The organism is Yoonia sp. 2307UL14-13, assembly GCF_037572755.1.
GTDB lineage: Bacteria > Pseudomonadota > Alphaproteobacteria > Rhodobacterales > Rhodobacteraceae > Yoonia.
The window spans coordinates 1,323,100-1,349,479 of record NZ_JBBIFZ010000001.1 but is presented as its reverse complement, the minus strand read 5'-3'; the positions used below and the strand labels follow the sequence as shown (position 1 = coordinate 1,349,479).

Annotated in this window: 28 protein-coding genes; 13 read left to right on the top strand and 15 right to left on the bottom strand. The window is 58.1% G+C overall.

The window, feature by feature from the left end:
• Positions 1–129 precede the first annotated feature (129 nt).
• From V8J85_RS06970 to V8J85_RS06960, 3 genes are all read left to right on the top strand, one after another.
• Positions 130–966, top strand: coding sequence for an outer membrane protein assembly factor BamD (locus V8J85_RS06970; RefSeq protein WP_339952956.1), 837 nt, complete (start codon positions 130–132; stop codon positions 964–966).
• A gap of 32 nt (positions 967–998) precedes the next feature.
• On the top strand, positions 999–2,648 hold the full coding sequence (recN, locus tag V8J85_RS06965; RefSeq protein WP_339952955.1) for a DNA repair protein RecN: 1,650 nt from the start codon (positions 999–1,001) through the stop codon (positions 2,646–2,648).
• Between the two features lie 924 nt (positions 2,649–3,572).
• Positions 3,573–5,261, top strand: a complete 1,689-nt coding sequence (locus V8J85_RS06960; protein WP_339952954.1) for a chloride channel protein — start codon at positions 3,573–3,575, stop codon at positions 5,259–5,261.
• On the opposite strand, the gene V8J85_RS06955 is transcribed toward V8J85_RS06960, so the two are convergent.
• From V8J85_RS06955 to cobS, 8 genes are all read right to left on the bottom strand, one after another.
• Positions 5,258–5,599, bottom strand: coding sequence for a DUF427 domain-containing protein (locus V8J85_RS06955; RefSeq protein WP_339952953.1), 342 nt, complete (start codon positions 5,597–5,599; stop codon positions 5,258–5,260). The genes V8J85_RS06960 and V8J85_RS06955 overlap by 4 nt on opposite strands.
• A gap of 61 nt (positions 5,600–5,660) precedes the next feature.
• On the bottom strand, positions 5,661–7,439 hold the full coding sequence (locus V8J85_RS06950; protein WP_339952952.1) for an aminopeptidase P family protein: 1,779 nt from the start codon (positions 7,437–7,439) through the stop codon (positions 5,661–5,663).
• Positions 7,440–7,453: 14 nt separating this feature from the next.
• Entirely contained in the window at positions 7,454–9,334 is a 1,881-nt protein-coding gene (cobT, locus tag V8J85_RS06945; RefSeq protein WP_339952951.1) for a cobaltochelatase subunit CobT, read from the bottom strand.
• Between the two features lie 58 nt (positions 9,335–9,392).
• Entirely contained in the window at positions 9,393–9,758 is a 366-nt protein-coding gene (locus V8J85_RS06940) for a hypothetical protein (RefSeq protein WP_339952950.1), read from the bottom strand.
• A 77-nt stretch (positions 9,759–9,835) separates the two neighbouring features.
• Positions 9,836–10,219, bottom strand: a complete 384-nt coding sequence (locus tag V8J85_RS06935; RefSeq protein WP_339952949.1) for a hypothetical protein — start codon at positions 10,217–10,219, stop codon at positions 9,836–9,838.
• 80 nt (positions 10,220–10,299) lie between these two features.
• Positions 10,300–10,650, bottom strand: coding sequence for a hypothetical protein (locus tag V8J85_RS06930; protein ID WP_339952948.1), 351 nt, complete (start codon positions 10,648–10,650; stop codon positions 10,300–10,302).
• 149 nt (positions 10,651–10,799) lie between these two features.
• A complete protein-coding gene (locus V8J85_RS06925; protein WP_339952947.1) occupies positions 10,800–11,216 on the bottom strand; it encodes a hypothetical protein in 417 nt (138 codons plus the stop codon).
• A 5-nt stretch (positions 11,217–11,221) separates the two neighbouring features.
• Complete coding sequence (cobS, locus tag V8J85_RS06920; protein ID WP_339952946.1) at positions 11,222–12,208, bottom strand: cobaltochelatase subunit CobS; 987 nt, start codon at positions 12,206–12,208, stop codon at positions 11,222–11,224.
• Positions 12,209–12,669: 461 nt separating this feature from the next.
• Between cobS and V8J85_RS06915 the strand changes: the two genes are divergently transcribed.
• Positions 12,670–13,194 carry a hypothetical protein gene (locus V8J85_RS06915; protein ID WP_339952945.1) on the top strand — a complete coding sequence of 175 codons (525 nt, stop codon included), beginning with the start codon at positions 12,670–12,672 and terminating at the stop codon, positions 13,192–13,194.
• A gap of 110 nt (positions 13,195–13,304) precedes the next feature.
• Positions 13,305–13,841 (top strand): AAA family ATPase, encoded by a 537-nt coding sequence (locus V8J85_RS06910; protein ID WP_339952944.1) that lies wholly within the window; start codon positions 13,305–13,307, stop codon positions 13,839–13,841.
• Between the two features lie 46 nt (positions 13,842–13,887).
• Here V8J85_RS06910 and V8J85_RS06905 read toward each other — a convergent pair whose 3' ends face one another.
• Entirely contained in the window at positions 13,888–14,523 is a 636-nt protein-coding gene (locus V8J85_RS06905) for a J domain-containing protein (RefSeq protein WP_339952943.1), read from the bottom strand.
• 78 nt (positions 14,524–14,601) lie between these two features.
• Here V8J85_RS06905 and V8J85_RS06900 point away from each other — a divergent pair, with 78 nt between their 5' ends.
• Positions 14,602–14,853: a BolA family protein gene (locus tag V8J85_RS06900; protein ID WP_339952942.1), complete on the top strand. Its 252-nt coding sequence runs from the start codon at positions 14,602–14,604 to the stop codon at positions 14,851–14,853.
• Here the strand turns inward: V8J85_RS06900 and V8J85_RS06895 are convergent, their stop codons facing one another.
• Together V8J85_RS06895 and gatB are read right to left on the bottom strand one after the other, a co-directional pair.
• Positions 14,854–15,213 carry a DUF4177 domain-containing protein gene (locus V8J85_RS06895; RefSeq protein ID WP_339952941.1) on the bottom strand — a complete coding sequence of 120 codons (360 nt, stop codon included), beginning with the start codon at positions 15,211–15,213 and terminating at the stop codon, positions 14,854–14,856.
• A 151-nt stretch (positions 15,214–15,364) separates the two neighbouring features.
• Entirely contained in the window at positions 15,365–16,876 is a 1,512-nt protein-coding gene (gene gatB / locus V8J85_RS06890; protein WP_339952940.1) for an Asp-tRNA(Asn)/Glu-tRNA(Gln) amidotransferase subunit GatB, read from the bottom strand.
• A gap of 130 nt (positions 16,877–17,006) precedes the next feature.
• Between gatB and V8J85_RS06885 the strand changes: the two genes are divergently transcribed.
• Positions 17,007–17,804, top strand: a complete 798-nt coding sequence (locus tag V8J85_RS06885; protein ID WP_339952939.1) for a transglycosylase SLT domain-containing protein — start codon at positions 17,007–17,009, stop codon at positions 17,802–17,804.
• Here V8J85_RS06885 and V8J85_RS06880 read toward each other — a convergent pair.
• A complete protein-coding gene (locus V8J85_RS06880) occupies positions 17,761–18,621 on the bottom strand; it encodes a 1-acyl-sn-glycerol-3-phosphate acyltransferase (protein ID WP_339952938.1) in 861 nt (286 codons plus the stop codon). The genes V8J85_RS06885 and V8J85_RS06880 overlap by 44 nt on opposite strands.
• Before the next feature lie 197 nt (positions 18,622–18,818).
• Here V8J85_RS06880 and V8J85_RS06875 point away from each other — a divergent pair, with 197 nt between their 5' ends.
• The 4 genes from V8J85_RS06875 to V8J85_RS06860 all read left to right on the top strand — a co-directional run bounded on the left by V8J85_RS06875 (position 18,819) and on the right by V8J85_RS06860 (position 21,940).
• Entirely contained in the window at positions 18,819–19,019 is a 201-nt protein-coding gene (locus V8J85_RS06875; RefSeq protein WP_339952937.1) for a hypothetical protein, read from the top strand.
• A complete protein-coding gene (locus V8J85_RS06870) occupies positions 18,970–19,176 on the top strand; it encodes a DUF2256 domain-containing protein (protein ID WP_445285878.1) in 207 nt (68 codons plus the stop codon). Before V8J85_RS06875 ends, V8J85_RS06870 begins: the two co-directional genes overlap by 50 nt.
• A 147-nt stretch (positions 19,177–19,323) precedes the next feature.
• Positions 19,324–21,471, top strand: a complete 2,148-nt coding sequence (locus V8J85_RS06865) for a malate synthase G (RefSeq protein ID WP_339953080.1) — start codon at positions 19,324–19,326, stop codon at positions 21,469–21,471.
• Positions 21,472–21,511: 40 nt separating this feature from the next.
• Complete coding sequence (locus V8J85_RS06860; RefSeq protein ID WP_339952936.1) at positions 21,512–21,940, top strand: GlcG/HbpS family heme-binding protein; 429 nt, start codon at positions 21,512–21,514, stop codon at positions 21,938–21,940.
• On the opposite strand, the gene V8J85_RS06855 is transcribed toward V8J85_RS06860, so the two are convergent.
• Positions 21,937–23,142 (bottom strand): cytochrome P450, encoded by a 1,206-nt coding sequence (locus tag V8J85_RS06855; RefSeq protein WP_339952935.1) that lies wholly within the window; start codon positions 23,140–23,142, stop codon positions 21,937–21,939. The genes V8J85_RS06860 and V8J85_RS06855 overlap by 4 nt on opposite strands.
• A gap of 111 nt (positions 23,143–23,253) precedes the next feature.
• Here V8J85_RS06855 and V8J85_RS06850 point away from each other — a divergent pair, with 111 nt between their 5' ends.
• A complete protein-coding gene (locus V8J85_RS06850; protein ID WP_339952934.1) occupies positions 23,254–24,021 on the top strand; it encodes a gamma-glutamyl-gamma-aminobutyrate hydrolase family protein in 768 nt (255 codons plus the stop codon).
• On the opposite strand, the gene V8J85_RS20050 is transcribed toward V8J85_RS06850, so the two are convergent.
• A complete protein-coding gene (locus V8J85_RS20050) occupies positions 24,018–24,122 on the bottom strand; it encodes a hypothetical protein (RefSeq protein WP_445285877.1) in 105 nt (34 codons plus the stop codon). The genes V8J85_RS06850 and V8J85_RS20050 overlap by 4 nt on opposite strands.
• A gap of 395 nt (positions 24,123–24,517) precedes the next feature.
• Between V8J85_RS20050 and V8J85_RS06840 the strand changes: the two genes are divergently transcribed.
• Complete coding sequence (locus V8J85_RS06840) at positions 24,518–25,204, top strand: D-lyxose/D-mannose family sugar isomerase (protein ID WP_339952932.1); 687 nt, start codon at positions 24,518–24,520, stop codon at positions 25,202–25,204.
• On the opposite strand, the gene V8J85_RS06835 is transcribed toward V8J85_RS06840, so the two are convergent.
• The gene (locus tag V8J85_RS06835; protein ID WP_339952931.1) at positions 25,183–26,349 is read right to left on the bottom strand and encodes an FAD-binding domain-containing protein; all 1,167 of its coding nucleotides are present in this window, start codon (positions 26,347–26,349) and stop codon (positions 25,183–25,185) included. The two genes, V8J85_RS06840 and V8J85_RS06835, sit on opposite strands and share 22 nt — an antisense overlap.
• Positions 26,350–26,380 lie beyond the last annotated feature (31 nt).

Below are 26,380 nucleotides of genomic sequence, written 5' to 3'. Positions count from 1 at the left end.
CACCCACTAATCGTTGATCGAGGCAGGGCGCAAAAGGCATTTTGCCCTCGATTTTTCTATGCTAGACCGTCCGGTAACCAAGGGCCAATGCGTCCATCGATCGAGCGACCACGGGTTAGGACATCAATAATGTCAGGCAGCACAAGCAGGATACGCCCAATCATTGGTGCGGCTTTGGCGCTTGCGCTGTTGGGGGCATGTGGCAATCAACCCGAAGCGCCGTTGGAAGACCTGACAGCGCAGCAAATCTTCGCTCGCGGCGAAAGACAGCTAGAGGCCGGGCAAGCCGACGACGCCGCCTTTTCTTTTGGCGAAATCGAACGGCTTTATCCGTATTCCGAATTCGCCGAACGCGCGCTGATCATGCAGGCCTTTGCCTATCACCGGGACGGCGATTATCCCAACAGCCGCGCCGCTGCGCAGCGCTATTTGGATTTCTACCCGGCGGAAGACGATGCTGCTTATGCGGCCTATCTGCTGGCCCTCTCGTATTACGATCAGATTGATGAGGTCGGGCGCGATCAGGGGCTGACCTTTCAGGCGCTGCAGGCCTTGCGACAGGTGATCGAGGTTTATCCGGACAGCGAATATGCCCGAACGTCCGTGCTGAAATTCGACCTTGCGTTCGATCATCTGGCGGCGAAAGAGATGGAGATTGGACGCTATTACCTCAAGCGGGGTCACTACGCCGCAGCGGTGAACCGTTTCCGCACGGTTGTCGAGGATTTCCAGACCACGACCCATACCGCCGAGGCGTTGCATCGCTTGGTCGAAAGCTACCTCGCGCTTGGGCTCAATAACGAAGCTCAAACCGCCGGCGCGATCCTCGGGCTGAACTATCGGTCAAGCCAGTGGTATGAATCGAGCTTTGCGCTGCTCAACGGCCGCGACCTACCGGCAGAGGTGCGCGGCGACAACTGGCTGGCCTCGATCTACCGACAGGTGGTGCGCGGTGAATGGCTCTGACCATGGCGGAATAGCCGTGGTAGAGATGTAGCATGCTGCGCGGCCTTGATATTCGGGACATGTTGATCATCGACCGGTTGGAACTGACGTTTCAGCCGGGCTTGAACGTTCTGACTGGTGAAACAGGCGCGGGCAAATCCATCCTGCTGGACGCCCTGGGGTTCGTTCTGGGTTGGCGGGGCCGGGCCGAACTGGTGCGACAGGGGGCCGATCAGGGTGAGGTGACGGCGTGGTTCGATCTACCCACCGAACATGCGGCCTTTGCCGTCCTGGAAGAGGCCGGGGTCGGGTGCGAAGACGAACTGATCCTGCGCCGGGTCAACACACGCGACGGGCGCAAGACGGCTTGGGTCAACGACAGGCGGGTCAGTGGTGAGGTGTTGCGCGCTCTGTCCGATACGCTTGTCGAACTGCACGGCCAGCACGATGATCGGGGTCTGCTGAACCCTCGTGGCCATCGTGACATGCTGGATGCCTATGCGGCTCTTGACGGACAGCGCGCTAAAACCCGCACCGCATGGCGCGCCTTGTGCAACGCAAGAGACGCTTTGGCCAAGACCAAGGCGCGGGTTGCCGAAACGCGGGCCGAAGAGGATTTCCTGCGCCACGCCGTCGGCGAACTGGATGCTTTGGCCCCCGAACCGGGGGAAGAGGCTGCGCTGGATACCAAACGGCGGTTCATGCAGGCTGCCGAGCGGATCCGAGAGGACATTGGCAAGGCGGCAGAGGCGCTTGGCCTTAACGGGGCCGAAGGCATGATGACTGATGCCTCGCGTTGGCTACAAGGGGTTGCCGACAAGGCAGAAGGGCAGTTGGACGCACCGCTTGGCGCTATCGAGCAGGCGATGGTCGCGCTGGATGACGCGCAACAAGGCGTAGTTCAATGCCTTGATGCGCTGTCGTTTAACACCTCTGAACTGGAAGATGTCGAGGAGCGGCTGTTTGCCATGCGCGGTCTTGCCCGCAAGCACAACGTTCAGGCCGACGGCCTTAGCGCGTTGGCGGATGATCTGCGCGGCCGTTTGGCCGTCCTTGATGACAGCGTCGGCGATCTTGCTGCGCTGCAGGGGCAGGTGCAAGCCGCGCAAACGGCCTACGATGAACACGCCGGATCGCTGTCAGCAGCCCGTCGAACAGCCGCCAAAGCCTTGGATCAGGCGATGGCGGCGGAGCTCGCCCCGCTCAAGATGGAACGCGCCGTGTTTGAAACGACGTTCGCCCCCGCCGATCCCGGGCCGGACGGGGTCGATGCCGTCGCATTCACGGTCGCGACAAATCCTGGTGCACCCTCCGGCCCATTGAACAAGATCGCGTCCGGGGGTGAACTAAGCCGCTTTCTGCTGGCATTGAAGGTATGCCTGACCCAGGCCGATGCAGGGCTGACCATGATTTTTGACGAAATCGACCGGGGTGTTGGCGGCGCAACTGCCGATGCCGTCGGGCGGCGATTGGCGGACCTGGCCAGCGACGGTCAGGTCCTGGTGGTAACACATTCCCCGCAGGTCGCGGCTTTCGGGCGTCATCACTGGCGGGTCGAAAAACGCCAAAGCGCGGACAGCACGCTGTCTACGGTCGTGCCGCTCGATCCGCCTGCGCGGATCGATGAAATTGCCAGGATGCTATCGGGTGACAAAGTAACCGATGCCGCGCGAGCCGCCGCGCAAGAGCTGATCGGAATATGAAAAACGGCTGACACCCTATACAAGATGTCAACCGTTTTTGGACCTTAAACTCATAAATTGGGGGTGACACTCACATCATATGACGGTGCGCCACCCCCGGAACATACGGGTTACCCAACCCACTCGTAACATGTACGTCTTGGCCACTCACCTCCGCAACGCACGTCTCAAATATGTCGTGAAGGATCCGCAAACGTTTCCTTCGCTTAACGTTGAGCAAGTTTCCGCCGAAATACGAAACCGAACCCAGATACTCGTTACCAACATCGCAATCATAAGATCGCGTGCTAGCTTTTTAGCAGAGCCGTATTTACACCATCAACCTATCCCAAAGTATGTCACTATTGCTGACTTATATACCAATGGTTGACTTCCTGGCTTTACGTAAAGGTCTATTATGCATTAAATTATTCATTGATGAGGCAACGAAAAACTTGAATAAAAACCAGTATTTCTTTGTTCTTTCAGTCATTTCTAAACTTTTTAGCGAATTTTTCAGCGCGCCGTAATGATCTTGTAGGGCGGATCAGGGTTGATGCTACAGTCCCGCAAAGGTTGTCGTTACGTCAGGTCGGCGCGCACGTCCGCCGACAAACATGAAACTATTTACATTCAATATTGTGACAATTTTGCATCGGCAGAACTTCGCAGGATGTCTCCGGCATAGAATCCCGAAAACCAAACGAAAAAGTCAATGAAAGCATCGATTGTTATGGATTAAGTTACAACGATCCGCCTTTGAACTCGGTTATCATTGACGTAGGCCCTTGTTTCTGAAGTGATTCGTTGTCCGATTGGTAAAATGCGCGGCGAAATACCTGATTGAGCGTGCCGTGCAATCGGCATTAGAAAGCGCTCAATCGGTGATCGGGTGACGCAACGGCGTTGACCGAAACGCCGCGTAACGAGGGATCGGCGGTCATCATGGCGAAATCGGTTCAGGCAGCCATAGAACGCAAGGTGCGCGACCTGAAGTCCGATACGCGCGAAGCGTTTCGTGTGATTAAGACCCGCGGTCCAAGCCAGTTTCAGTTCTGGTTCATTGCCCTTGCCATCGGCATTGCAGCCGGTATCGCGGCGGTGCTGTTTCGGTTGGGGATCGAATGGGCACAATCGTTGCTTTACGGGACCAACGACCCTGCCTATCTCGCCAGTTTTGCGGCCGGGCTTGCCTGGTATCAGATTCTGTTGATCCCCATTTGCGGCGGATTGATCGTGGGCGTGATCCTCGATCGCTTTACCAACGATGGCCGTGTCCGGTCGGTGGCGGACGTCATCGAAGGTGCCGCACTTAACGAAGGGCGGGTCGAGACTCGGGCCGGTCTGGCCTCAGCCGCCGCGTCGCTGATCACGTTGTCGTCCGGTGGATCGTCCGGGCGGGAAGGCCCGGTCGTCCACCTTGCTGCCGTGATAGCGACTGCCGTTTGCAAATTCATCAGGGCGAACGGAATCACCGGTCGGGACCTGCTGGGATGCGCCGTGGCCGCTGCCGTATCGGCCAGCTTCAACGCACCGATCGCCGGGGCGCTCTTCGCGTTGGAGGTGGTGCTGCGCCATTTCGCCGTGCATGCCTTTGCGCCGATCGTCATCGCATCGGTCGCCGGGACGGTGATCAACCGGTTGGCTTTCGGGGACGTGACCGAGTTTGTGTTAAGCGGAAAGAATGCGCTGGCTTTCTATGTCGAGCTCCCCGCCTTTCTGCTGCTTGGGCTACTTTGCGGACTCGTGGCGGTTCTGCTGATGCGCGCGATTTTCTGGGCCGAGGATTTTGCCGGTTTCATACAGGATATCACTGGTCTGCCGCGTTTTCTCCGACCTGCCGTCGCAGGTGCGCTGCTGGGCATTATCGCAATTTGGTATCCACATATCATCGGGGTCGGCTATGAAACCACGTCGGCAGCGCTGACCGGTACGCTCTTGATGCACGAGGCGGTCGTTTTCGTTTTCGTCAAAGTTATCGCTGTGGCCATCACTATGGGTGGTCGCATGGGTGGCGGGGTTTTCTCACCATCGCTGATGATCGGCGCCATGACCGGCTTGGCCTTCGGCATAATCGCCACAGCGATTTTCCCGAATGTATCTGGTGAAGGAACCCTCTATGCACTCGCGGGGATGGGCGCGGTGTCGGCGGCTGTTCTGGGATCGCCGATTTCGACGACGCTGATCGTGTTCGAACTGACAGGCGACTGGCAGACCGGCCTGGCGGTCATGGTGTCGGTGTCGTTGTCCACCGCGCTGGCATCCAAGCTGGTGGACCGGTCCTTCTTTTTGACGCAACTTGAAAGGCGCAACGTGCATTTGGCAGCCGGTCCGCAGGCCTATCTCTTGGCAACATTCAAAGTCTCGACCATCATGCGCCCCAAGGACGCACCGAAAGCCGCGGGTGAAGAGGCATGTTGGGACCTCATCGGCGACGGCGTCTATATCGACGGGAACGCGACGCTGGAACAGGCGATGCCCATGTTCGAACAGGCGGGTCATGCTTTCATCCCCGTGGTAACACTGCAGGGCGAAGGGCAGCCGCCCGAATTGTGGGGCGCCCTTTTCCAGGTCGATGCATTGAAGGCGATGAACCGCGCCCTGTCAGAAACCGCAGCCGAAGAGCATTCCTAAACCTCTTCGACGGCGACCTTGGACGGATAAAAGGCGAGATGCCCTTTGATCTGCGCGACGCCGTCCTTCGGATCCTCATAAGACCAGGCCGCATCCTTGATCAGCCCGCTTTTCGCGGCGATGGAATAATACGTCGCGGTCCCTTTGTGCGGACAGGTAGAGGTCGTTTCGCTCGGTTCCAGAAACGCCATCGCGATGTCGGCGCGGGGAAAGTAAGTGACAGCAGGGTAGTCGCCTTCAACCAGCTCCAATGCTTGCGTGGTTTCGGCCAGCACGGCCCCACCGGCCCGCACCGTCCAGTTGCCGCTCGCCGGACGAATTTTGATGTGATCGACCATGATATTCTTCCTCTCCCCCGTTTATCATCTGGACGGTAAGTCCTGCAGATAAAAGTATTTATCACAAAGGCGCGCACGCCTTTTGCAACCATCCCAGCGTATCAGCCTCCAGTCGCGGTGCCAAAAGCGCGAGCGTATCCGCGTGATAGCGATCAATCCAGTCCCGTTCTGCCGTCGTCAGCAAATCGGTCTCGATCAACCTCCTGTCCAGCGGCACGTAGGTCAACGTCTCGAAATCCAGCATCTCGCGATCATCGCCGCCCGCGATGGCGTCAGCCGCGCGGGTCACGATCAGGTTTTCAATGCGGATGCCGAATGCACCTTCCTTGTAATAGCCCGGCTCGTTCGACAGGATCATGCCGGGTTCTAGCACTCCCTTATAGCGGCGCGAAAAACCTTGCGGGCCTTCATGCACGCTTAGATAGCTGCCGACGCCATGCCCGGTCCCATGGTCGTAATCCATCCCCGCCATCCAAAGCGGCGCACGGGCCAGCGCATCCAGATGCTGCCCCCCCACGCCTTTGGGAAAACGGATACGGCTCAGCGCGATCATGCCCTGCAATACACGTGTATAACATGTCCGATTCTCATCCGTCGGGGTGCCGACAATGACGGTTCGGGTGATATCGGTCGTCCCGTCCACATATTGGCCACCACTATCGACCAGCAGCAATTCACCCGGCTTGACCGGGCGGTTCGTATCTTCACTCACGCGGTAATGCACGATGGCGCCGTTTGGGCCGGCGCCACTGATCGTTTCAAAGCTGACGTCACGCAACGCATTGGTATCACGACGAAAACCCTCAAGGGCCGTCACGACATCGATCTCTGTCAACCCTCCTTTCGGGGCCTCTGCGTCCAGCCAGGCCAGAAACCGGACCATCGCAGCCGCGTCACGCTCATGTGCCGCGCGTGCGCCCGCAATCTCGGTCGCATTCTTGCGGGCCTTGGGTAAGACGCAGGGATCGCGCGCCTCGACGGTCTTTTTGCCCTCAAGTGCTACGGCAACCGCCGCCGGGCATGAGGCCGGATCGATCTGGACCGACCCCCCCAGCGCCTTCAGGCCATCGATCAGGTCCGCCACATCACGCACTGTAACTTCTGGCCCAAGATGATCCGCGACATCATCGGCCTTACCCGGCCCCGCATAAAGATCCACCTTGCCCGTCTCGTGCAGCACGGCAAAGCCGTGGGGGACAGGATTGCGCGGGATATCCGCACCGCGAATGTTCAAAAGCCACGCGATGCTGTCAGGCAGGGTGATGACCGCGGCCTTGGCCCTCAGATCAGCGGCAAGGCGGGCGCGTTTGTTGTCATGGCTTTCGCCCGCATGTTCCATCGGATGCTGCGTAAACCGTGCCGCAGGCGGGGCGGGCTGATCGTCCCAAATCGCATCGACCAGATTGTCGACGGCCCGCAGTGCAAAACCACCCAGTTTTTCCGCCAATTCATCGATCTGTTGCTTTGTATGCAGCCACGGATCATAGGCGAGCACGCCGCCCTCCGGCATCTGCTCTTTCAGCCAATCGACCAATTTGATCTCTGGCCAATCGACCGGGGTAAAGACATCCGCCGTCTCCGCACGTACCTGCAATCGGTAACGGCCATCCACGAAGACGCCGGCGACATTCTGTAGCACAGCGCAGAATCCCGCGGATCCGGTAAAGCCCGTCAACCATTCCAGCCGGGCATCGCGGTCGGCGACATATTCGCCCTGATGCGCATCGGCGCGGGGAACAAGAAAGCAATCCACCTCGTGCTGCGCCATCAGGACACGCAACGCGGCAAGGCGGGGCGGCCCCTGTTCGGGAAAAGACTGCGCCTCGAATGTCTGAAACATGTTGCTTTCCATACTCAGCTAGCCTTGCGCATGCCAAGCACTCGGGCGCGTTTGCGCGGATCTGCGTCAAACAGGCTCGCCAGTTGCTCGGTCATCGCTCCGGCCAGTTGCTCGACATCCGTGATCGTCACCGCGCGCTCGTAGTACCGGGTCACATCGTGACCGATCCCAATGGCGACCAATTCGACCGCCTTGCGCTTTTCGACCATCGCGATCACGTCCCGCAGGTGTTTTTCCAGGTAATTCGCAGGGTTGACGGACAAAGTTGAATCGTCAACCGGCGCCCCGTCCGAGATCACCATAAGTACCTTGCGCTGTTCATGCCGCGCAAGCATGCGCCGATGGGCCCATTCCAGCGCCTCACCGTCGATGTTCTCTTTCAACAGGCCTTCTTTCATCATCAGGCCCAGATTGGGGCGCGTCCGCCGCCATGGCGCGTCGGCGGATTTGTAAACGATGTGACGCAGATCGTTCAGACGACCGGGCGTTGAGGGGCGGCCATCGCCCAACCATTGCTCACGCGCTTGACCGCCTTTCCAGGCCTTCGTCGTAAAGCCCAGAATTTCCACCTTCACATCACACCGCTCCAGCGTGCGGGCCATGACATCGGCGCAGATGGCGGCAATGGAAATCGGACGCCCACGCATGGACCCGGAATTGTCCAAAAGCAGCGTAACGACCGTATCGCGGAAATCGGTATCCTTCTCGACCTTGAAGGATAGCGGCGTTGTGGGTGACGCCACGATCCGCGCCAACCGCCCCGCATCCAGAATCCCTTCTTCGCGGTCGAATTCCCATGATCGGTTCTGTTGCGCCTGCAACCGGCGCTGCAATTTGTTTGCCAGTCGGGACACAGCGCCTTTCAGCGGCTCCAACTGCTGATCCAGATAGGCGCGCAGGCGTTCCAGCTCGACCGGCTCTGCCAAATCCTCAGCCCCGATCTCTTCATCGAATTCCGCACTCCAGACACGGTAATCAGGATCGGCCTCGGAAATCGGCTGCGGCGCGGGCGGCTCCAAAGGTGCTTCACCTTCGGGCATTTCGGTCTCTTCGCCCATCTCTGCGTCAGCCTGATCGTCCATGCTGACCTGTGCCTGTGACGCATCCTGCTGTTCTTCCTGCGATTGCTCGGGCGAGGCGTCGGCATCCTCGCCTTCGCTTTCGTCATCGCCGGTGCTGTCAGGCTCATCCTGATCGTTGTCGTTGCCTTCTTCGACCTCGTCGTCCTGATCATCATCAAGCGTATCCGGATCATCGCCCAGCTGGTCGCCATAGCCCATATCGCTGATCAGCTGACGCGCGAATTTCGCGAATGCCTGCTGGTCATCCAGCGTCCCGGCCAGGTTTTCCAACGTCCCGCCACAGTGATCTTCGATAAAGCCGCGCCATAACTCCATAACGTTCTCGGCCCCCTTGGGCATATCGCGCCCCGTCGCCAAATGCCGGATCAGATAGCCCGCAGCGGTGGACAATGGCGCATCAGCGGCTTGTGTAATCTGGTCATATCCCTTGCGCATCGCCTCATTGCCGATCTTGGCATCGATATTGCTAGCCGTGCCGGGCATGTATTCCGCGCCGATCGCCTCGATCCGGGCGGTTTCCATCGCCTCATACAAATCCTGCGCCATCTGGCCCTGCGGCATGTATTTGGCAGCGACTTTGGGGTCGTGAAATTTGTGGCGCAACGCAAAGGCATCGGCGGTGCCACGGGCCAGCAGAACCTCATCCTTCGTCATCCGGCGCGACACTTGCGGCAGGCGGATCGTATCGGTGGTCTGTCCGGCGGGGTCGACCGAATAGGTCACCGCCAGTTCCGGGTCATCCGCCATTACTTTGGTCGCCTCGGCCAGCGCCTTTTTAAAAGGATCGGCCGGATTGTCGGAAGGTTTGCTCATCGCCACGGTCCTTTGCTCATCTGCAAACTAGAACCCGGCGCGCCGGAAGGCCAGAGGGCTACTCGTCCACAAACACGTCTTCTTCGAAACGAATCTGCGCTTCGGGCGTGATGTCGAACGGGTCTTCGACCATCTCGTGCAGATTGTTCAGCGCAGCGGCGCCCGGCAATACCTGACCGGCCTCATCGACAAACGCCAGACGGGGGCGATAGCTCTTCCCGCCCAGAACGATCTCACCCTCATCAAAGATATACGCCAGTTCGGTCAGGATTCCCTGCACATTCGCTTTGGCCGCATCTTCGCTCATGTTCTCAGCGAACAGCGGTAAAAGAGCATGCGCGATCAGTGCCGCGACCGACTCGGCCAGATCGTTATGACCCACCTCATATTCGGGTGGAAGCGGTGTCCCGATCGTCATTTTCATTGTCTTGGCTCCATTTCTCCATATTGCGCGATATGAAGCTGGATAATCTGTGCAAGACTATGACGCTGGCAAGGCGTTTATGAGTTGAGGAGCAGGGCCGTGCATTCCCCGGCATAACGATCCGCCATTCTGCGCGCCCAGGCTGCATCCCCCGGATCATCGTTGAACGTGGCCCGGCTGAGCAGCGTCCATTGCGCCGATTTTGCTGTCACCCTCCAGGACAATACCTGGCGGCCTTGATCCACAGGCATAATCGCGGCGACCAGATCGAGCATCTGATCGCGCTGCGTCTCGGTTTGTTCGGATTGCGGACCATCGACCATCCATTGGTACTCCATCACCGCCGATAGGCGACCTGCACAATTCGCAAAGACCCGTAATTGATCCTGCACCCCCAAAGCCACCGCCATCGGGGCTTGCAGGCCAAGGATCAAAGCAACACTCGTAACAAGAGTTTTCATACCGCACATAAATACAGCATGAAGGTTAATTTTTCGCCTATCAATCAGTCAGTTTGGAAACATGCTGTTGATGTGGCTCGTCAGCCAAGTAGCACTGACACGCATTCCCGCCGCAGTTCCTGGGCGCGCCGTGCCGCCCAGGCAGCGTCCTCCGCGTCGCCCGCGGACCGGGCACGTGCAATCAGGGCGGTTTGGGCCGCTTTGCCATCGTTGCGCCAGATCAGGACGTCGCGTGATCGGTCGCGGGTCGCGATGGCCGCAATGATGTCACCGACCTGATCACGTTGATGCGCTGCAAGGGCGGAAATCGTACCGTCCTCGTTCCATTCCCGTTCGACCACCGCAGCAAGCCGCCCGGCGCAGGTCGCAAAGAATTGCAGCTGGGCATTGGGGCCCAAGTCCTGCGCGTGGACGGGTGCGGATACATTCAACAAAGTTGCCAGACACAAGGCTGGCCACTGACAACGAAACATAACAAAACCATGTCACACATTACACTCATCCAATGTGATAATGGTTTTGGCCTAAATTTTGGCAAAACATGGGTTTTCGCATGCCGTTGGGTAAAGGAAGGCGTCGCCTATCCCGCCCGCGTGATATTCCGCGTTGTCGGCAAACTGGCCGTCAGTTCCGCACATTCGCTGACAAAATTCGCATTCTCCGCGCGTCCTTCGGCAGTCTGAGCCCAATCCGACCGCAACTCGCGCTGCCATTCGTCGCGCCAACGCACCATCTCGGTTTTCACTTCGTTGCGGCTTGCGGGGCTATAGGCGGTCGTCGCCACGGCCAGACCATCGGCCAAGGCCTCATAATACGCCCTGTCAGTCGCCGAGGTTGCCGGATCAGCGGCCACCGCAAGATAGTATCCACCACACCCCATCGTCGCAAAGGGAGAGGCCCCCGCAAGGGGGTCGGCAGGGGCGCAGCCGATAAGCGATAAAAAGGCAAAGACGACCGATCGGCTGAATGTACTGATTCTGATCCTCGTTGCATCCATTCGGTTCAGCCCAAGCTCAGGCTCGCCGCGCTTTCGGGCAATTCCTCGTCGAAACAACGCTGGTAGAATTCAGCCACCGTTTGCCGCTCCAACTCATCACACTTGTTCAGGAACGACAGGCGGAACGCATAGCCGATATCTTTGAAAATCCGCGCATTTTCGGCCCAGTTCAGCACGGTCCGGGGTGACATGACGGTCGACAGGTCGCCATTCATGAACGCGGTCCGGGTCAGGTCGGCCACGGTCACCATCTGGCTGATCGTCTTGCGACCCTTTTCGGTGTTGAAGTGGGGCGACTTTGACAGAATGATCGCGGCCTCGGCGTCGTGCGACAGGTAATTCAGCGTGGCGACAAGCGACCAGCGATCCATCTGCGCCTGGTTGATCTGCTGGGTCCCGTGGTAAAGGCCCGTCGTATCGCCCAACCCGACGGTATTGGCCGTCGCGAACAGGCGGAAATAGGGATTTGGCGTGATGATCTCGTTCTGATCCATCAGGGTCAGTTTTCCGTCCGCCTCCAGCACACGCTGGATCACAAACATCACGTCGGCGCGGCCCGCATCATATTCGTCAAAGACAATGGCGACTGGATTGCGCAAGGCCCAAGGCAGAATGCCCTCGTGAAATTCCGTCACCTGCACACCATCGCGCAGCTTGATCGCGTCTTTCCCGATCAGGTCAATCCGACTGATATGGCTGTCCAGATTCACTCGGACGGAGGGCCAGTTCAGACGGGCGGCGACTTGTTCGATATGAGTCGATTTCCCGGTCCCGTGATAACCTTGGATCATCACGCGGCGGTTGTAGCCGAACCCGGCCAGAATGGCGAGTGTTGTGTCAGCGTCGAACTTGTAGGTGCTGTCGATATCAGGCACGCGGTCCGTCCGATCGGCAAACCCTTTTATCTTCATATCACTATCGATGCCGAACACATCGCGGACCGAGATTTCTTCGGTGGGTTTCGCCTGCATATCGGTCGTTCCGTCGGCCATATTCGCTGCCCTTCGATGTCGGTCCATTGATCGAACCGGAAATGCAACATAACGCGCGGCACCGCAAGGGGAAGCGGGGCAGCGGCAAATGCAGCATGAAAACAGGAAGGGGGTTAACTGTAAATTATGCAGTGTAAGCGAGTGTTGGTGTGGGAATCGGGCGGCTAAAGGTCTCTTTTTCGCCTTAATCCCGAAGCGACAAACCCGACAATGCTTGTGAAAAGGGGTAATTATTCATTCGATTTCGCAGCCGCACGATTTGCCGCATGCTGAATTTTTCAACAATTCAAGCCTCTTGGGCAAGTTTCGGCGGTAAATCGCCGTTTTCGCATTGTTGGGGTCGGCGGAATATGGCAAAACAAAGGCATTGGAAAAGGGTTTGTCTTGTGACGTTTCGCACAGACCACATTGGCAACGTCTGCGAAACAGAGGGCATTAACCAGTAAGTTGGAGGTAGCGCAATGTTCGCGCGCATTTTGATGAAACTACATTTGACCCGCGGTCAGAAGGCGGTTGCCTTTGCTTATGCCGCGGTCATGGCGGTCGCTGCAGGTATTTCCCTGATGATCATGTCCGCTGTGAACGGGGGCACGGCGATCCCGCCGGAACCCACTCTTTACGACAACTGGATTGTTCTTGTCGGCGGTTTGGCTGCTGGCGTGGCGCTTTACGTGTCGCGCGGCTGGCTGGGCGGACGTGGTGCTCTGGGGGTGGCCAGGGCAGGTGTGGCGACGATTATCGTCACATGCGTCACCGCAATACTGACCGGGTTGCTGGTCGTTCCATTCTACGGCGCGATCGCAGGGCCCGTGATCGTCTTGTCCGAATTCGCGGCGAACCCGGTGATTGCGGCATCGTGGGTCGGGATCCTGTTCGCTGCACATATGCTGTTTGGCCTATTGAGACATGAACAAGAGGCCGTGGCGCATGTCAGCGCGCTGTCGCAGCTAAGCGCATTGTCGCGGGCGAATTTGTACCGTCACTGATGGCAGACCACGGCGGTGATCAAAGGCCCCGTATCACGGGGCCTTTTTTATGCGAGTCAGACGCCACAGGGAAAACTCTGATCGGCCGACGTAAAAGCCCGAGCCCACAAATGTCCGAAAAAAACATACTGATATCAGGCTGTTCCGGGGGCGGTAAATCCTCATTGCTGGATGAACTCAGTAGACATGGCTTTGCAACGGTGAACGAACCCGGTCGCCGAATTGTGGTGGATGAGCTATCGGAAACTGGCAAGGCGCTTCCTTGGGTAAATCTGAAAGCCTTCGCGCGGCGTGCGGTCGAAATGGCAAAATCCGATCTTTCGACTGCAAAAACCGACGGTGGGATTATATTTTTTGACAGGGGTTTGATCGACGCTGCCGTAGCCCTCGAATTCGCTGGGGGCCCGCCGCTTCTCACTTCGCTTGGCACTAGACGCCATTATGCGAAAAAGGTTTTTCTCACGCCACCTTGGCCTGAAATCTACGTGACAGACCCTGAGCGTCAGCATGACTTGAGCGAAGCAATTCAGGAATACGGACGGCTTGTGAGGGCCTTTGCCGATCTCGGGTATGACGCATGCGAGATACCAAAGGCGCCGGTGCGTGACCGCGCCAAATTTGTTTTGCAGGAGCTGGGAGTATCTTGAGCGGCAATAGCCGGATCCTCTGTACAGCTGACCCCTACTAACCGTCTCAGTCTTTCTCCCGAAAATTCCGGCTGACCTTGATCTGATCCCACGCCCAGACAACTTCGGACAGCTGTTCTTCCTGGCTGCGATCGCCGCCGTTCATGTCGGGGTGCAGCACCTTGATCAGCGCTTTGTAGGCCTTGCGGATCTCGGGCTTGGACCAGTTATCTTTCGCCTCCAGAATCTCGATCGCCCGCCGCTCGGTCGGGGGCAGCTTGCGGCCTGCCGCGGCACCACGGCCGGGGTTCTGCGTGGCATTCGCCCCCAGCACCTGATGCGGGTCATCGACGCCCAGCCGGGCCCAGGCCCGTTCTTCTACGGTGCGCTTGAACGGCTTCGTCGGCCGTTCCCAGACACGGTCTTGATCCATCTGCGCGGCCAGTTCGGCCTCTGACGTGCTGTCGAAAAAGTTCCACTTCAGATTGTACTCGCGCACATGTTCCTGGCAGAACCAGAAAAAATCATCCAGCACGTCGGGCGATTTTGGTGCTCGGTACAGTCCCGGTTGCTGGCAGCCTTCGTGATCGCAGACACGTTTCGACGTTTCAGACGCGCCTGACATGCCCCGACGCCCGCGCGGGTTCTTTTTCTTCGCGCTGGACACCGACATGTCAAAACCAAAAGGGTCATCTTTCTTCATCACGCATCTTCCCTTTCCGACTCGAGCGGCAGAGAATAAACGCCCACGCGGCAGATTGAAGAGGGCAGGGGCAAAATAATGGGATTAGAGGCAGAAATTCGTGCCGCACTGAACGATCTTGCGCCGACACGGCTCAAAGTGATCAATGAAAGTGCATTGCATCACGGCCACGCGGGTGATGACGGGTCCGGCGAAAGCCACTGGCGGGTGGTGATCGCTGCGCCGCAATTCGCTGACATGTCACGTGTCCAGCGTCATCGCGCCATTCACAATGCACTTGGTCCCGATATCATCGGACGCATTCACGCATTGGCGATCGAGATCGGTTGATTATTCCGCCGCGACGTCAGGCGACGGTCGCTCCGGCGTCGGTGCCGGTTTCGTCAATGTCGGGGCCTCGACCCGTGGTGTAGGGGGCGAAGGCGGTGGGAGCTGGGCAGGCTCTTCCGCAGCGACGGTGCCGACGACGCGGCGAAACACCAACATGTTCTGAAAGACGGTGGTCTTGCTCATCAGCCCTTCACGCTGCTCGGCGGGCAGGGTGTCGGTTCGCAGATATTCCCAGCCGTCAGCCGCCAGTTCGTTGATTGCGCTTTCCAACGCATAGGCGAACCGGTCCTCGGGTGTCTTGACCCCCTTGGCCTTCAGGCCGCGCACCGGCGCGGGCACTACTTTGTATTCGTATGACATCACGTCACCCCTTTTCCACCCAAGGGCATATAGCAACCAAGCCGGCAAAGTCCAAGCCGACGCCGCGCAAACCTTAACGCGGGATCATCACAGCGCACGCGAAGGTCCGATGGAATTCCGATGGTTTTCCGATGCAATTCCGATCGCTGTTTTACAGCTCTAGCTTGGCTGAAACCATCTGATTGACCGCCGCCGGATTGGCCTTGCCGCCGGTCGCTTTCATCACCTGCCCAACGAACCAACCCGCCAGTTTCGGGTTCTGTTTCGCCTTTTCGACCTGGGCCGGATTCGCGGCGATAATCTCATCCACGGCCGCCTCAATCGCGCTGGTATCGGTGACTTGTTTCAGGCCTTCTGTCTCAACGATCTCGGTCGGATCGCGATCAGAAGTATACGCGATATCAAAGACTTGCTTCGCAATTTTGCCCGAGATATCGCCTGATTTGATCAGTCGTACAATCTGTCCCAAACGGCCCGCAGAAATCGGGCTGTCACCGATTCCCCTGTCGTCCTTCTTCAAACGGCCGAACAATTCGTTGATCACCCAATTCGCGGCCAGCTTGCCATCGTGGCCTTCGGCGACTTTCTCAAAGAATGCCGCATTCTCGGCCTCTGCGGTCAGGACCGAAGCATCATAATCCGATAGCCCGAAGTCATTGATAAAACGCGCTTTTTTCTGATCGGGCAACTCGGGCAAACCAGAAGCGATATCATCCACCCAACCCTGTTCGATCTCCAGCGGCAGCAGATCCGGGTCGGGGAAATACCGGTAATCATGCGCCTCTTCCTTGGACCGCATCGACCGCGTTTCGTTCTTGTCAGGATCATAAAGGCGAGTTTCCTGCACGACATCCTGCCCATCCTCGATCAACGCAATCTGCCGCCGCGCCTCATAATCAATCGCCATCTGTATGAACCGCATTGAGTTCATGTTCTTGATCTCGCATCGCGTGCCGAGATGCGAAAAATCCTGTGTTTCCTGATACTTCTCGTAATCGCCGGGCTTGCAGATCGACACGTTCACATCGGCCCGCAGATTGCCGTTCTGCATGTTGCCATCACAGGTCCCCAGATAACGCATGATCTGACGCAGTTTGGCGACGTAGGCGGCGGCCTCTTCGGGTCCACGAATGTCGGGGCGGCTGACGATTTCCATCAGGGCCACGCCTGTCCGGTTCAAATCCACAAAGGACATCGCCGGGTCCATATCGTGAATCGATTTGCCTGCATCCTGTTCCAAATGGATGCGTTCGATCCGGACCATGCGCGCCGTGCCATCCCCCATTTCGACCAGCACTTCGCCCTCACCGACGATCGGATGGTAGAGCTGCGAAATCTGGTAACCCTGTGGCAGGTCAGGATAAAAATAGTTCTTCCGGTCAAAGGCAGAGGTCAGATTGATCGCTGCTTTCAATCCCAGCCCGGTCCGGACCGCCTGCGCAACACATTCTTCATTAATGACGGGCAGCATCCCCGGCATGCCCGCATCCACAAATGCCACATTGCTATTGGGTTCAGCCCCGAACAACGTCGACGCGCCCGAAAACAGTTTCGCATTTGTTGCGACCTGCGCATGCACCTCCAGCCCGATCACAAGCTCCCAGTCGTGCTGGGCACCGGCAATTACCTTCGGGGCGGGGGCCTCATATGTCAGGTCAAGCATGCGCGCATCCTTTGTTGCTTTTCCGGCGGTGTAAAAGAAGGCGCGGGGCGCTTCAAGGGATCAGCCAAAACCTGCCTGCGACTGTCGGATCAACTTGAGCCATACAACGGTTACGGTCAGGAATAGAAAGATGATGTTCATACGCTGCCTGATGATCCTTTTGATAACTGCCGGATTTGCCGCTGCGAACCCACTGGCCGAGCGTCCATATGCACGGCAAGACGTAGCAAAAGCGCAACTCGCCAGCCTGCGGCCCGCTGCGCGGCCACCGCACATGCTGCGCTATCCCATCGGCGTCGAGACGCGGGTGCCGGATATGCGCCCCATCGCCCGCCCCGCCTATCTGCCGCGGGCGCGGTGGGATTTCAGACGCGGGGGTCATCTGTGGACACGAACCGCGCTCAGCGCTTTGCAACAGCACGGGCAAGTGCTGGAAACCATTATTCCGCGCGATATCGACACATGGTGTCCGGCCTATAAAAACGCAGGCCCCGAACAACGACGTGCGTTCTGGGCCGGGATGATGTCTGCCTTGGCCAAGCACGAAAGCACCTACAATCCGCGCGCCGTGGGCGGCGGGAATCTTTGGTTTGGCCTGCTACAAATCTACCCCGATACGGCCCGTCGCTATGAATGTCGGGCAAGAACAGGCGAGGCGTTGAAAGACCCTGCCGAAAACCTCAGCTGTGCGACCCGTATCATGGCGGTCACGGTGGCGCGGGATGAGGCGATTGCCGTCCACGATGGCCGCTGGCGTGGTGTTGCCGCCGATTGGGGACCGATGTCGAATCGTCGGAAAATTCCGGAAATGGCCGCCTGGACGCGCAGCCAAAGCTATTGTGCCCCGCTGGACAGCGTGCGGCCAGAGATGCGCGGCCGCTCCCTTACGACGCTTTCAACCAAGAGCGTGATGCCTTTAACAGATTGACTGTCGGCGCGTCTTTGCCACCCAGCGCAAGGGTGGCGCGACGCAACATCTCGATCCCGTCTTCAGAGTTCTTTGGAATCGATGCCGCAGAAATCGGTTCACCCACGGTGACGACAAAGGGCTGCCTGGCCTTGTTCAATGTCTCATGGAACAGCGTGATGTCGCGCAGGGTGGGGTGCATCACGTCGAAAAGGTAAAACAGCACCGAATTGCGTGCCTGAATGTTCACCGGGATGACCGGCAAATCGAACTTCCGCGCCAGCATCGCGGCGGACGCCATCCAAGGACGTTCGAACAACCGCAGTCCGCGGCGCTTGGCTAGGCGGCCCGCAGGAAAAATCACACCTAAACGGCCAGCCTCAGTCGCCTCGCGCACATAGGCCATCGTCTCGCGCGTTTTGCCGTGGCTACGCTGGTCCTTGCGCCATTCGACCGGTGCGATCATGGCATCCATTTGGGGGAAGACACGCAGAATGTCGCGGTTGGCAAAGAAATATGCATCCCGCCGCCGCTGCATCAGCAGATGGTTCAACACGATGCCGTCGGCGATTCCGGTCGGATGATTGGCGACGATCAAGGCCGGGCCATGCGCCGGAACGTTGGCGAGTCCCGAGGCGGACACGGTCTGTGCAAGGCGCGTGCCCATCGCTGCCATGATCTTGGCAGCTGGCTCATTCTCTAGAATTTCGGCGATTTCGATGGTGGTATCGTAACCCAACATCTTGTGAAGCGCGCGGCGCGCTGCGCGGGTGCCGGGGCGATCACCATATAGCCAGGGCGCCCGTTCGGCGATCAAAGGATCGATGCGATGTTTCATGTGCCTTTAAGTTCACGACCGCGTAACCATTCCACGACAAAGTGTGGAATTAGTCACAGAATGACGATGCATTTCGCTATATTCAAGCAGGATCGGCAAAGTTTGGCTTAGCCATTGCATGTGTCAGGTCCACGAATATGGAACGAAACCCCGAAGATTTGTGTTAATTTTATTGACAGAAACGAAAGGAATTCAAGATGTCCGCACCAGACACAAATGTCGAAAAACAAACGCGCCGTCATCGACCATCCCTCCTTGGTATATCGGTCGCCGTTGGCTTTGCGCTTATTCTTTTGTGCGGATTGATCATCTTTGTCGTCGAACGCGGTCAAGAGCCTGCCGGCGCCGATGACCAGATCGACGGACGGACAGGCGCCGTCGTGGAAAGCACTGACTGACGTCATAGCGATGGCAAAGATGCGCAAAAAGGCGAATTTGCCCCAAAAAACATGTGCGGCCTGCGGTCGGCCATTTGCGTGGCGGAAGAAATGGTCGCGCGTGTGGCAGGATGTGCGTTACTGTTCGGAGCGGTGCAAAAATCGCCGCGCAACCTGATTTTTTGCTGAATTGGTCACGAAACTTTACCAGATTTGTTGCCTATCGGAAACCTCTCCTCTAGATCGGAAAAAAGAAATCAATCTGGTGCGCGGTGCCAGCCTGATCAAGAGGTGCGCGGTGCCAGCCTGATCAAGAGGAGACATGATGACCGATCGCGTTGACAAACACGGCCTGCAGGTCGCTACGGAACTGGCGAAGTTCATCGAGACCGAGGCACTCCCTGGTACGAGCATAGATACAGAAACGTTTTGGTCGGGCTTTGCCGCCATCGTCGCCGAAATGACCCCCCGCAACCGCGATTTGCTGCAAAAGCGGGAAGACCTGCAGGCCGTTATCGACGATTGGCACATCAAACATCGCGATGGAGTCCACGATCGCGACGCATACGAAAGTTTTTTGCGCGGTATTGGCTATCTCGTTGAAGAAAGGGATGATTTCGAGATCGAGACAAAGAATGTCGATCCTGAAATCGCCCACGTCCCCGGCCCGCAACTGGTTGTGCCGATCACCAATGCCCGCTTTGCGCTGAACGCCGCAAATGCCCGGTGGGGCAGCCTTTATGATGCATTTTATGGCACCGATGCGATGGGTGTGCGGCCGCCGAAAGGCTCTTACGACAAGGGGCATGGCGCTCGGGTCGTCGCACGTGCCCGCGTTTTTCTGGACGAAGCCTTTCCCATCGACGGGGCCAGCCACGCGGATGTGCGCCGCTATCATGTCCGGGACGGCGTATTGCTGATCGATGATCATCGCTTGCGGGACCCTGCAAAATTTGTCGGTTATCGCGGCAATCCAAAGGCGCCGGATGCGGTGCTGTTGGTCAACAATGGCCTGCATGTCGAATTGATTTTCGATCGCGCACATCCGATCGGCAGCCGCGACCAAGCGTTGCTGGCCGATGTGCGGCTGGAAAGCGCGGTGACCGCCATCATGGATTGCGAAGACAGCGTCGCCTGCGTGGATGCCGAGGACAAAGTGCTGGCCTATCGGAACTGGCTGGGTTTGATGAAGGGCGATCTGGAGGCGGCGTTTTCAAAGGGCGGCAAGCACACGATCCGTCGTCTGAACGATGATCTGGCCTACACCGCACCCGATGGCGGCACCCAGACGCTAAAAGGCCGCGCGCTGCTTTGGGTGCGCAATGTGGGCCATCTGATGACCAATCCGGCCATTCTTGACGGTGACGGGAATGAGGTGTTCGAAGGTATTATGGACGCGATGTTCACCGTCCTGATTGCGATGCATGATCTGCAGCGCGACGGGGGGAATTCGGCCCACGGATCGATCTATGTCGTCAAACCCAAGATGCATGGTCCCGAGGAGGTCGCGTTTACCGACGACATCTTCGCCAAGGTCGAAGATGTGCTGGATCTGCCTCGCTACACGATCAAGATCGGCATCATGGACGAAGAACGGCGGACGACCGTCAATCTGAAAGAGTGCGTTCGTGCGGCACGGCACCGTGTCGCCTTTATCAATACAGGTTTCCTCGATCGCACCGGTGACGAGATTCACACATCGATGGAGGCGGGTCCGTTCAGCCGTAAGGACTTTATCAAACGTAAACAGTGGATCGGCGCCTACGAGGATCAGAACGTCGATATCGGACTGGCCTGTGGTTTCTCGGGCAAGGCCCAAATTGGCAAGGGCATGTGGGCCATGCCGGATATGATGGCGGCGATGTTGGAGCAAAAGATCGGCCATCCGCAATCTGGTGCAAATTGCGCCTGGGTGCCCAGCCCGACGGCGGCGACTTTGCATGCGTTGCATTATCACAAAGTGGATGTGATGGCGGTGCAAGACAAGCTGCGGAAGGCCGGGCGGCGGGCTTATGTGTCCTCCATTCTGGATATCCCTCTGGCCCAGTATCAGCGCTGGAATGAGGCGCAGAAAATCCGCGAGGTCGAGAACAACGCGCAGGGTATTCTGGGCTATGTGGTGCGCTGGATCGATCAGGGCGTGGGCTGTTCCAAGGTGCCGGACATCAATGATGTGGGCCTGATGGAAGATCGCGCGACCTGCCGGATTTCATCCCAGGCTTTGGCGAATTGGTTGCATCATGAGGTCGTCAGCGAGACCGAGGTGATGGACGCGATGCACAAGATGGCAGCGGTTGTCGACCAGCAGAATGCGGATGATCCGGCCTACAAGCCCATGGCACCGAATTTTGACGGCATCGCGTTTCAGGCGGCCTGTGATTTGGTTTTCAAAGGGCGGGTACAGCCATCAGGCTATACCGAACCGGTGCTGCATCAGCGCCGGTTGGAGTTGAAAGCGCAGCGCAATCATTAGGGGACGGTGGGTCGAGGCTCATCTTACGAAAGGCAACAAAATGGCAGAAATATCAGCGAGCAAGGCGCGTACCATCATTCGCAAGGTGCTGGCGAAAGGGCGCGAGATGGAGCTGAAGCCGCTTTCCGTCATCGTTCTGGATGCTGGCGGCCACGTGAAGGCATTCGAGCGCGAAGATGGTGCCTCACCCGGTCGCTTCGCAATCGCCCACGGCAAGGCTTATGGCGCGGTTATGCTGGGTATGGCGGGTAAGGCGCAGATGGCGCGGGCCGAGCAGCAGGCCTATTTCATGACCGCGGTGAACGGGGTCTATGGCGGCCAGGTTATCCCGGTGCCCGGTGGTGTACTTGTGCATGACAAAAAGGGCGCTGTGATGGGTGCTGTCGGTGTCACCGGCGATACGTCAGACAATGATGCGATCGCAGCGCTGGAGGGTATAGAAGGGGCCGGACTGACGGGCGAAGCCTAATCGAGGCGCAGTTTCAACTGTTTCAAACCACGAATGCCGGTGCGCCTGGTATATTCCGGCGGCGCATCCGGTCGGGCGAGCGCAACATCGGGGAACCGGTCGAGCAGGCGCGTGATCGCCACCTGCGCCTCGGCCCGGGCGAGTTGCATGCCAAGACAGACATGCGGGCCGTGGCCAAAGCCAAGATGGGCATTGGGGCGACGGTCGGGAACGAGGGTTTCAGGCGTTTGAAAGCGCGCGGAATCATGGTTGGCGGCAATCAATAAAGCCGCGACCTGATCGCCTTTTTTCAATGGGACGCCTTCGACAACGGTATCTTTTTGCGTAAAAAGCGGTTTGGTCATCATGACCGGCGAGTAGAACCGCATGAATTCTTCCACCAATAGCGGAACTTCGTTGGGCCGCTCGCGAAGTGCCGCGCGCTCTTCGCGGTGCGTGAGCAGCCCGTAAATGCCCATGGTGATCAGATGCACGGTTGTTTCGTGCCCCGCGATGAAAAGCGTGACGACCATGGCGAGCAATTCGTCATCGCTAAGCCGATCACCATTGTCTTCGACCGCCACCAGATCGGTGATCAGCCCTGCGCGCGGGGTCGCGCGAACCCGTTCGAAATCTGCGCGGAAATAGCGCATGATCCGCCATAACCCTGGAAAGCCGCGCAGCATCGCCCAAGTGGTCGTCGGGCCGGATAGCGGGGCGATCCAACCGGCAACTTTGTCCCGCTCGGACGGTGGGACACCAAGCAGTTCGCAGATTGCCATCAACGGCAGGGGTCGCGTGTAGTTTGCGATGATATCAACCGATTGCGAGGTGTCGATCCGGTCCAGCAAGCCATCTGCGATTGCCGCGATCCCGGGTCGCATGTCGTCGATGGCAACGCGGTTGAACGCCTTGTCCACCAGGCCGCGCAGCCTTTTGTGAGCGTCGCCGTCATATCCCAGCATGTTTTGGAACAGCGGCTTCATGAACGGCGGAAAGTACCAGAATTTCTGAGCGAGCGTTTTGCCGGATGTGGCGTAAGGATTGCGTATGAAGATGTCGGGCGTTTTCAGCACGGCCCGCGCGGCTGCGTCGGTCGTCGTCATCCACGTCTTTCCGATGAAAGGCAGCTTGACCTGAACCAGCGCACCTTCGGACCGCATCCGATCCAGCGTCGGCATAGGATCGGCCAGAAATTCAGGATCGCTTAAATCATAAGCCATATGATGCAGTTGGGCAGCATGTGCATCGCTGTCAATGGTGCTGTGCGCAGGCTTGGCTTTCGTTTGGGTGCATCAGGGGCTATCAATCTTTCGATCGGAAAGGACATTTTTATGGCGCGCCCTGTCATCGGTATCATCGGGAACAGTTACCTTATCAACGACGAATATCCGGCCCATGCGGCGGGCGCGATGAACACATGTGCGGTGTCTCAGGTGTCGGGCGCGATCCCGATGATCATTCCATCTGATCCTTCAGCGGTATCAGTGACCGAGTTGATGGACCTCTGCGACGGCTTCCTCTTTACCGGTGGTCGCCCGAATGTCCATCCCGAGGAATATGGTGAGGATGCGACCGAAGCGCATGGGGCATTTGACCGGGACCGTGATCAACTCGCTTTGCCGTTGATCCGCGCTTGTGTCGCGCGTGGTCAGCCGATTTTCGGTGTCTGCCGTGGATTTCAAGAGGTGAATGTCGCCATGGGTGGCACGCTGCATCCTGAAATTCGTGATTTACCCGGCCGCGATAATCATCGGATGCCGCCCGACGGGACGCTGGAAGAGAAATTCGCTTTGCGTCATGTCGTCACCGTTTCGGACGGTGGTCCGTTCCATTGCGTCTTCGGTGCGCGACAGGTGATGACCAATACGCTGCACGGGCAAGGGATCAAAGAGCCCGGACCGCGTATTGTGATCGACGGACATGCGCCGGATGGCACGCCAGAGGCGATTTACATCGCCGATGCGCCCGGCTTTACCTTGTCCGTTCAATGGCATCCGGAATGGAATGCCGCCGATGATCCTGTGTCGCGACCATTGTTCGAAGCGTTTGGAGATGCGTGCCGGGCTTGGGCTGCGGGCGGGCTGCGGCAGGCGGGTTAAGTCTGTGGCAGATTTTGGTTTCGGGCCGCGAATTCAGCGATTTTCCTGATCCGCCCGGCGCGGGTGCCCGTTGTTTTGGCGAGCTTGATCTGACTTAACATGTTGCGGCGAGAACTGACCGAGAAGCTGTGCCACTGTGTCTGCGCTGGTGGATGCGGCTTGCAGATCGTTCGGAACGATCGAGGCGTCTACATCGTTCATGAAATCGCATAATCCGCGCGTCATTGAGGTGGCGACGGTCGCTTCACCTGCTACCTGTATCCGCTGCTCTTCCCGCAGCCGCGCGACCCGATCCTTGTAGTTTTGCGCCCAATGCTGCGTTTTGCGTCGGCCGATATGTTGCATTGTCCGGTCGCCGTCCAACTCGCGCCGCAGGTTTCGATTTCAACCTGCGCAAAGTTATCAGTTTTTGTCGTGGCGGTGAGTTGGCGTGTTTTCTGGCTTGGCAAAGTCAGCCATTCACCGCATGTTGCCGTAAACGATTACGGAGAAAGCCGTGAAACGATCGCGAATTAATAACATTATGGCTGAGGCGGACGAGATGATCCGGTCGCACGGGTTTACCCTGCCGCCGTGGGCCTATTGGACACCGAATGAGTTCAAGGCGCGTACGAGCGAAGCGAAATCCGTCATTGACGCCCGTTGTGGTTGGGACATCACCGACTACGGCGCGGATCGGTATGATGAAATGGGGTTGTTTCTATTCACACTTCGCAATGGTCGCCTGACCGATCTGCAGCGGGGCGGGGGTATGTGTTATGCTGAGAAGCTGTTGATTTCAAAACAGGATCAACTGTCGCCGATGCATACCCATGTGATCAAGGCCGAGGACATCATCAACCGCGGTGGGGCGACGATGGTGATCGAGCTTTATGGATCGGACCCGGATGGCAATTTCGACGAAACCGCCGGTGGCGTCGTGATGTGCGACGGGATCAGGCGCGAATTCGCGCCGGGTGAAAAGCTGAGATTTGCGCCAGGCGAAAGCGTGACCCTTATGCCTGGTGATTGGCATGCGTTCTGGGGCGAGGGGGGCGATGTGCTGATCGGCGAGGTGTCCACCGTCAATGACGACGAGACCGACAATATTTTTCGTGAGCAGATTGGCCGTTTTGCCGAGGTCGAGGAAGATACCACACCGACACATCTGCTTGTCAGCGACTATGCCGCCTGGTTGTCCTGACCCGTAAGTCGGCCCAACAGCTTGGGGATTTTCTCTTTGAACTTGAAAAATCCATGCGTCGCGTGGGGCCACGCGGCGCTGTCATGGACCCGTATGATTTGGGTCGGACTTGCGTCGGACAAGGCGTCAGCCGTCGGACCGATGGGCATGTAGCTGGTGACGATCTGGTCGATGTCATTTTCACTGGTCCAAGGGGCCAAATCATCCGCGCCGAGATGCTTCACCGACCCCAGCCTATCGCCGATGCGTGTCGCGCAATCACCCATCGCCGCTTTGACGAAATCAGTGACTCGCGGCGAGACCTTCAAAGGGCTGCGGTGGTCGGTGGTTTGCACGAAGGCCGTGGCGACCGGTTGACACTGATGCAGTAGCCATCCCGGTGACAGGTCCTCTTCGGTGATCAGCAGACCGATGCGTTTGCCGTCAATCGTTCCGCTTTGCGGTACTGGGCCGCAGTCAGGATGCGGCATGCCCTCCAGTGCAGCTGCGTGACCGGCCAGCGCGGTCGGGCGGAAGCGCCCCTGCGTGTACTTTGCGATGTTGTCGGGCCGCGCCAGATAGGTTTTCCCCTTGGTCTGCAGCCCACCAACCCACCGCCATGACAACGTGTTCGAGGCCGGATCACCATCCAGCAGGTGCCGGAGGAAGAAGTCGGCGCCCAGCACCCATGGCAGCCGCAAAGTGAAGATCCAGATCGAGGCGAACCACATGCGCGCGTGGTTGTGCAGATATCCCGTGTCGGTCAGTTGGTTGGCCCAATGGTCGAAACAGTCGATCCCCGTTTCGCCGTTGCAGGCGGACTCCCATTCCTGTCGCAATCCGCTTTCCGTCTGAACCCGGTTGAGCGCAGCGTTGAGATCGACCTTGTAGTTGGTCCATATGCTCGGCCGCATCTCGAGCCAGCCTTTCCAATAGGTCCGCCAGTAAACTTCTTGGACGAATTTCTCGGCAGCACTTGCGCTATGTCGGCCAAGGGTAGCGTGAAGCACATCAGCTTCGGTGATGATGCGGTGCCGTATGTATGGCGATAGTGTCGATACGCCCGCCGTGTCGTCATAATTGCGCTTTGCCGCATAATCCCGTCCCGCATGGGGGACAAATTCATGCAGCTTCTCCAGCGCAGCTGTGTAAGTGGCATCAAACATGATCGGAGACATAGTTCCCCCTCACATGTTT

Coding starts and splice junctions, on each gene's coding strand:
- V8J85_RS06900 (WP_339952942.1), top strand. CDS start 14,602: ATGGGATTAGAGGCAGAAATTCGTGCCGCACTGAACGATCTTGCGCCG.
- V8J85_RS06850 (WP_339952934.1), top strand. CDS start 23,254: ATGGCGCGCCCTGTCATCGGTATCATCGGGAACAGTTACCTTATCAAC.
- V8J85_RS06865 (WP_339953080.1), top strand. CDS start 19,324: ATGACCGATCGCGTTGACAAACACGGCCTGCAGGTCGCTACGGAACTG.
- V8J85_RS06955 (WP_339952953.1), bottom strand. CDS start 5,599: ATGGTCGATCACATCAAAATTCGTCCGGCGAGCGGCAACTGGACGGTG.
- V8J85_RS06950 (WP_339952952.1), bottom strand. CDS start 7,439: ATGTTTCAGACATTCGAGGCGCAGTCTTTTCCCGAACAGGGGCCGCCC.
- V8J85_RS20050 (WP_445285877.1), bottom strand. CDS start 24,122: ATGTTAAGTCAGATCAAGCTCGCCAAAACAACGGGCACCCGCGCCGGG.
- V8J85_RS06970 (WP_339952956.1), top strand. CDS start 130: ATGTCAGGCAGCACAAGCAGGATACGCCCAATCATTGGTGCGGCTTTG.
- V8J85_RS06870 (WP_445285878.1), top strand. CDS start 18,970: ATGACCAGATCGACGGACGGACAGGCGCCGTCGTGGAAAGCACTGACT.
- V8J85_RS06855 (WP_339952935.1), bottom strand. CDS start 23,142: ATGGCTTATGATTTAAGCGATCCTGAATTTCTGGCCGATCCTATGCCG.
- recN (WP_339952955.1), top strand. CDS start 999: ATGCTGCGCGGCCTTGATATTCGGGACATGTTGATCATCGACCGGTTG.
- V8J85_RS06860 (WP_339952936.1), top strand. CDS start 21,512: ATGGCAGAAATATCAGCGAGCAAGGCGCGTACCATCATTCGCAAGGTG.
- V8J85_RS06940 (WP_339952950.1), bottom strand. CDS start 9,758: ATGAAAATGACGATCGGGACACCGCTTCCACCCGAATATGAGGTGGGT.
- V8J85_RS06875 (WP_339952937.1), top strand. CDS start 18,819: ATGTCCGCACCAGACACAAATGTCGAAAAACAAACGCGCCGTCATCGA.
- cobS (WP_339952946.1), bottom strand. CDS start 12,208: ATGGCCGACGGAACGACCGATATGCAGGCGAAACCCACCGAAGAAATC.
- V8J85_RS06880 (WP_339952938.1), bottom strand. CDS start 18,621: ATGAAACATCGCATCGATCCTTTGATCGCCGAACGGGCGCCCTGGCTA.
- V8J85_RS06910 (WP_339952944.1), top strand. CDS start 13,305: ATGTCCGAAAAAAACATACTGATATCAGGCTGTTCCGGGGGCGGTAAA.
- cobT (WP_339952951.1), bottom strand. CDS start 9,334: ATGAGCAAACCTTCCGACAATCCGGCCGATCCTTTTAAAAAGGCGCTG.
- V8J85_RS06895 (WP_339952941.1), bottom strand. CDS start 15,213: ATGTCATACGAATACAAAGTAGTGCCCGCGCCGGTGCGCGGCCTGAAG.
- V8J85_RS06960 (WP_339952954.1), top strand. CDS start 3,573: ATGGCGAAATCGGTTCAGGCAGCCATAGAACGCAAGGTGCGCGACCTG.
- V8J85_RS06885 (WP_339952939.1), top strand. CDS start 17,007: ATGATGTTCATACGCTGCCTGATGATCCTTTTGATAACTGCCGGATTT.
- V8J85_RS06905 (WP_339952943.1), bottom strand. CDS start 14,523: ATGAAGAAAGATGACCCTTTTGGTTTTGACATGTCGGTGTCCAGCGCG.
- V8J85_RS06935 (WP_339952949.1), bottom strand. CDS start 10,219: ATGAAAACTCTTGTTACGAGTGTTGCTTTGATCCTTGGCCTGCAAGCC.
- V8J85_RS06915 (WP_339952945.1), top strand. CDS start 12,670: ATGTTCGCGCGCATTTTGATGAAACTACATTTGACCCGCGGTCAGAAG.
- V8J85_RS06835 (WP_339952931.1), bottom strand. CDS start 26,349: ATGTTTGATGCCACTTACACAGCTGCGCTGGAGAAGCTGCATGAATTT.
- gatB (WP_339952940.1), bottom strand. CDS start 16,876: ATGCTTGACCTGACATATGAGGCCCCCGCCCCGAAGGTAATTGCCGGT.
- V8J85_RS06925 (WP_339952947.1), bottom strand. CDS start 11,216: ATGGATGCAACGAGGATCAGAATCAGTACATTCAGCCGATCGGTCGTC.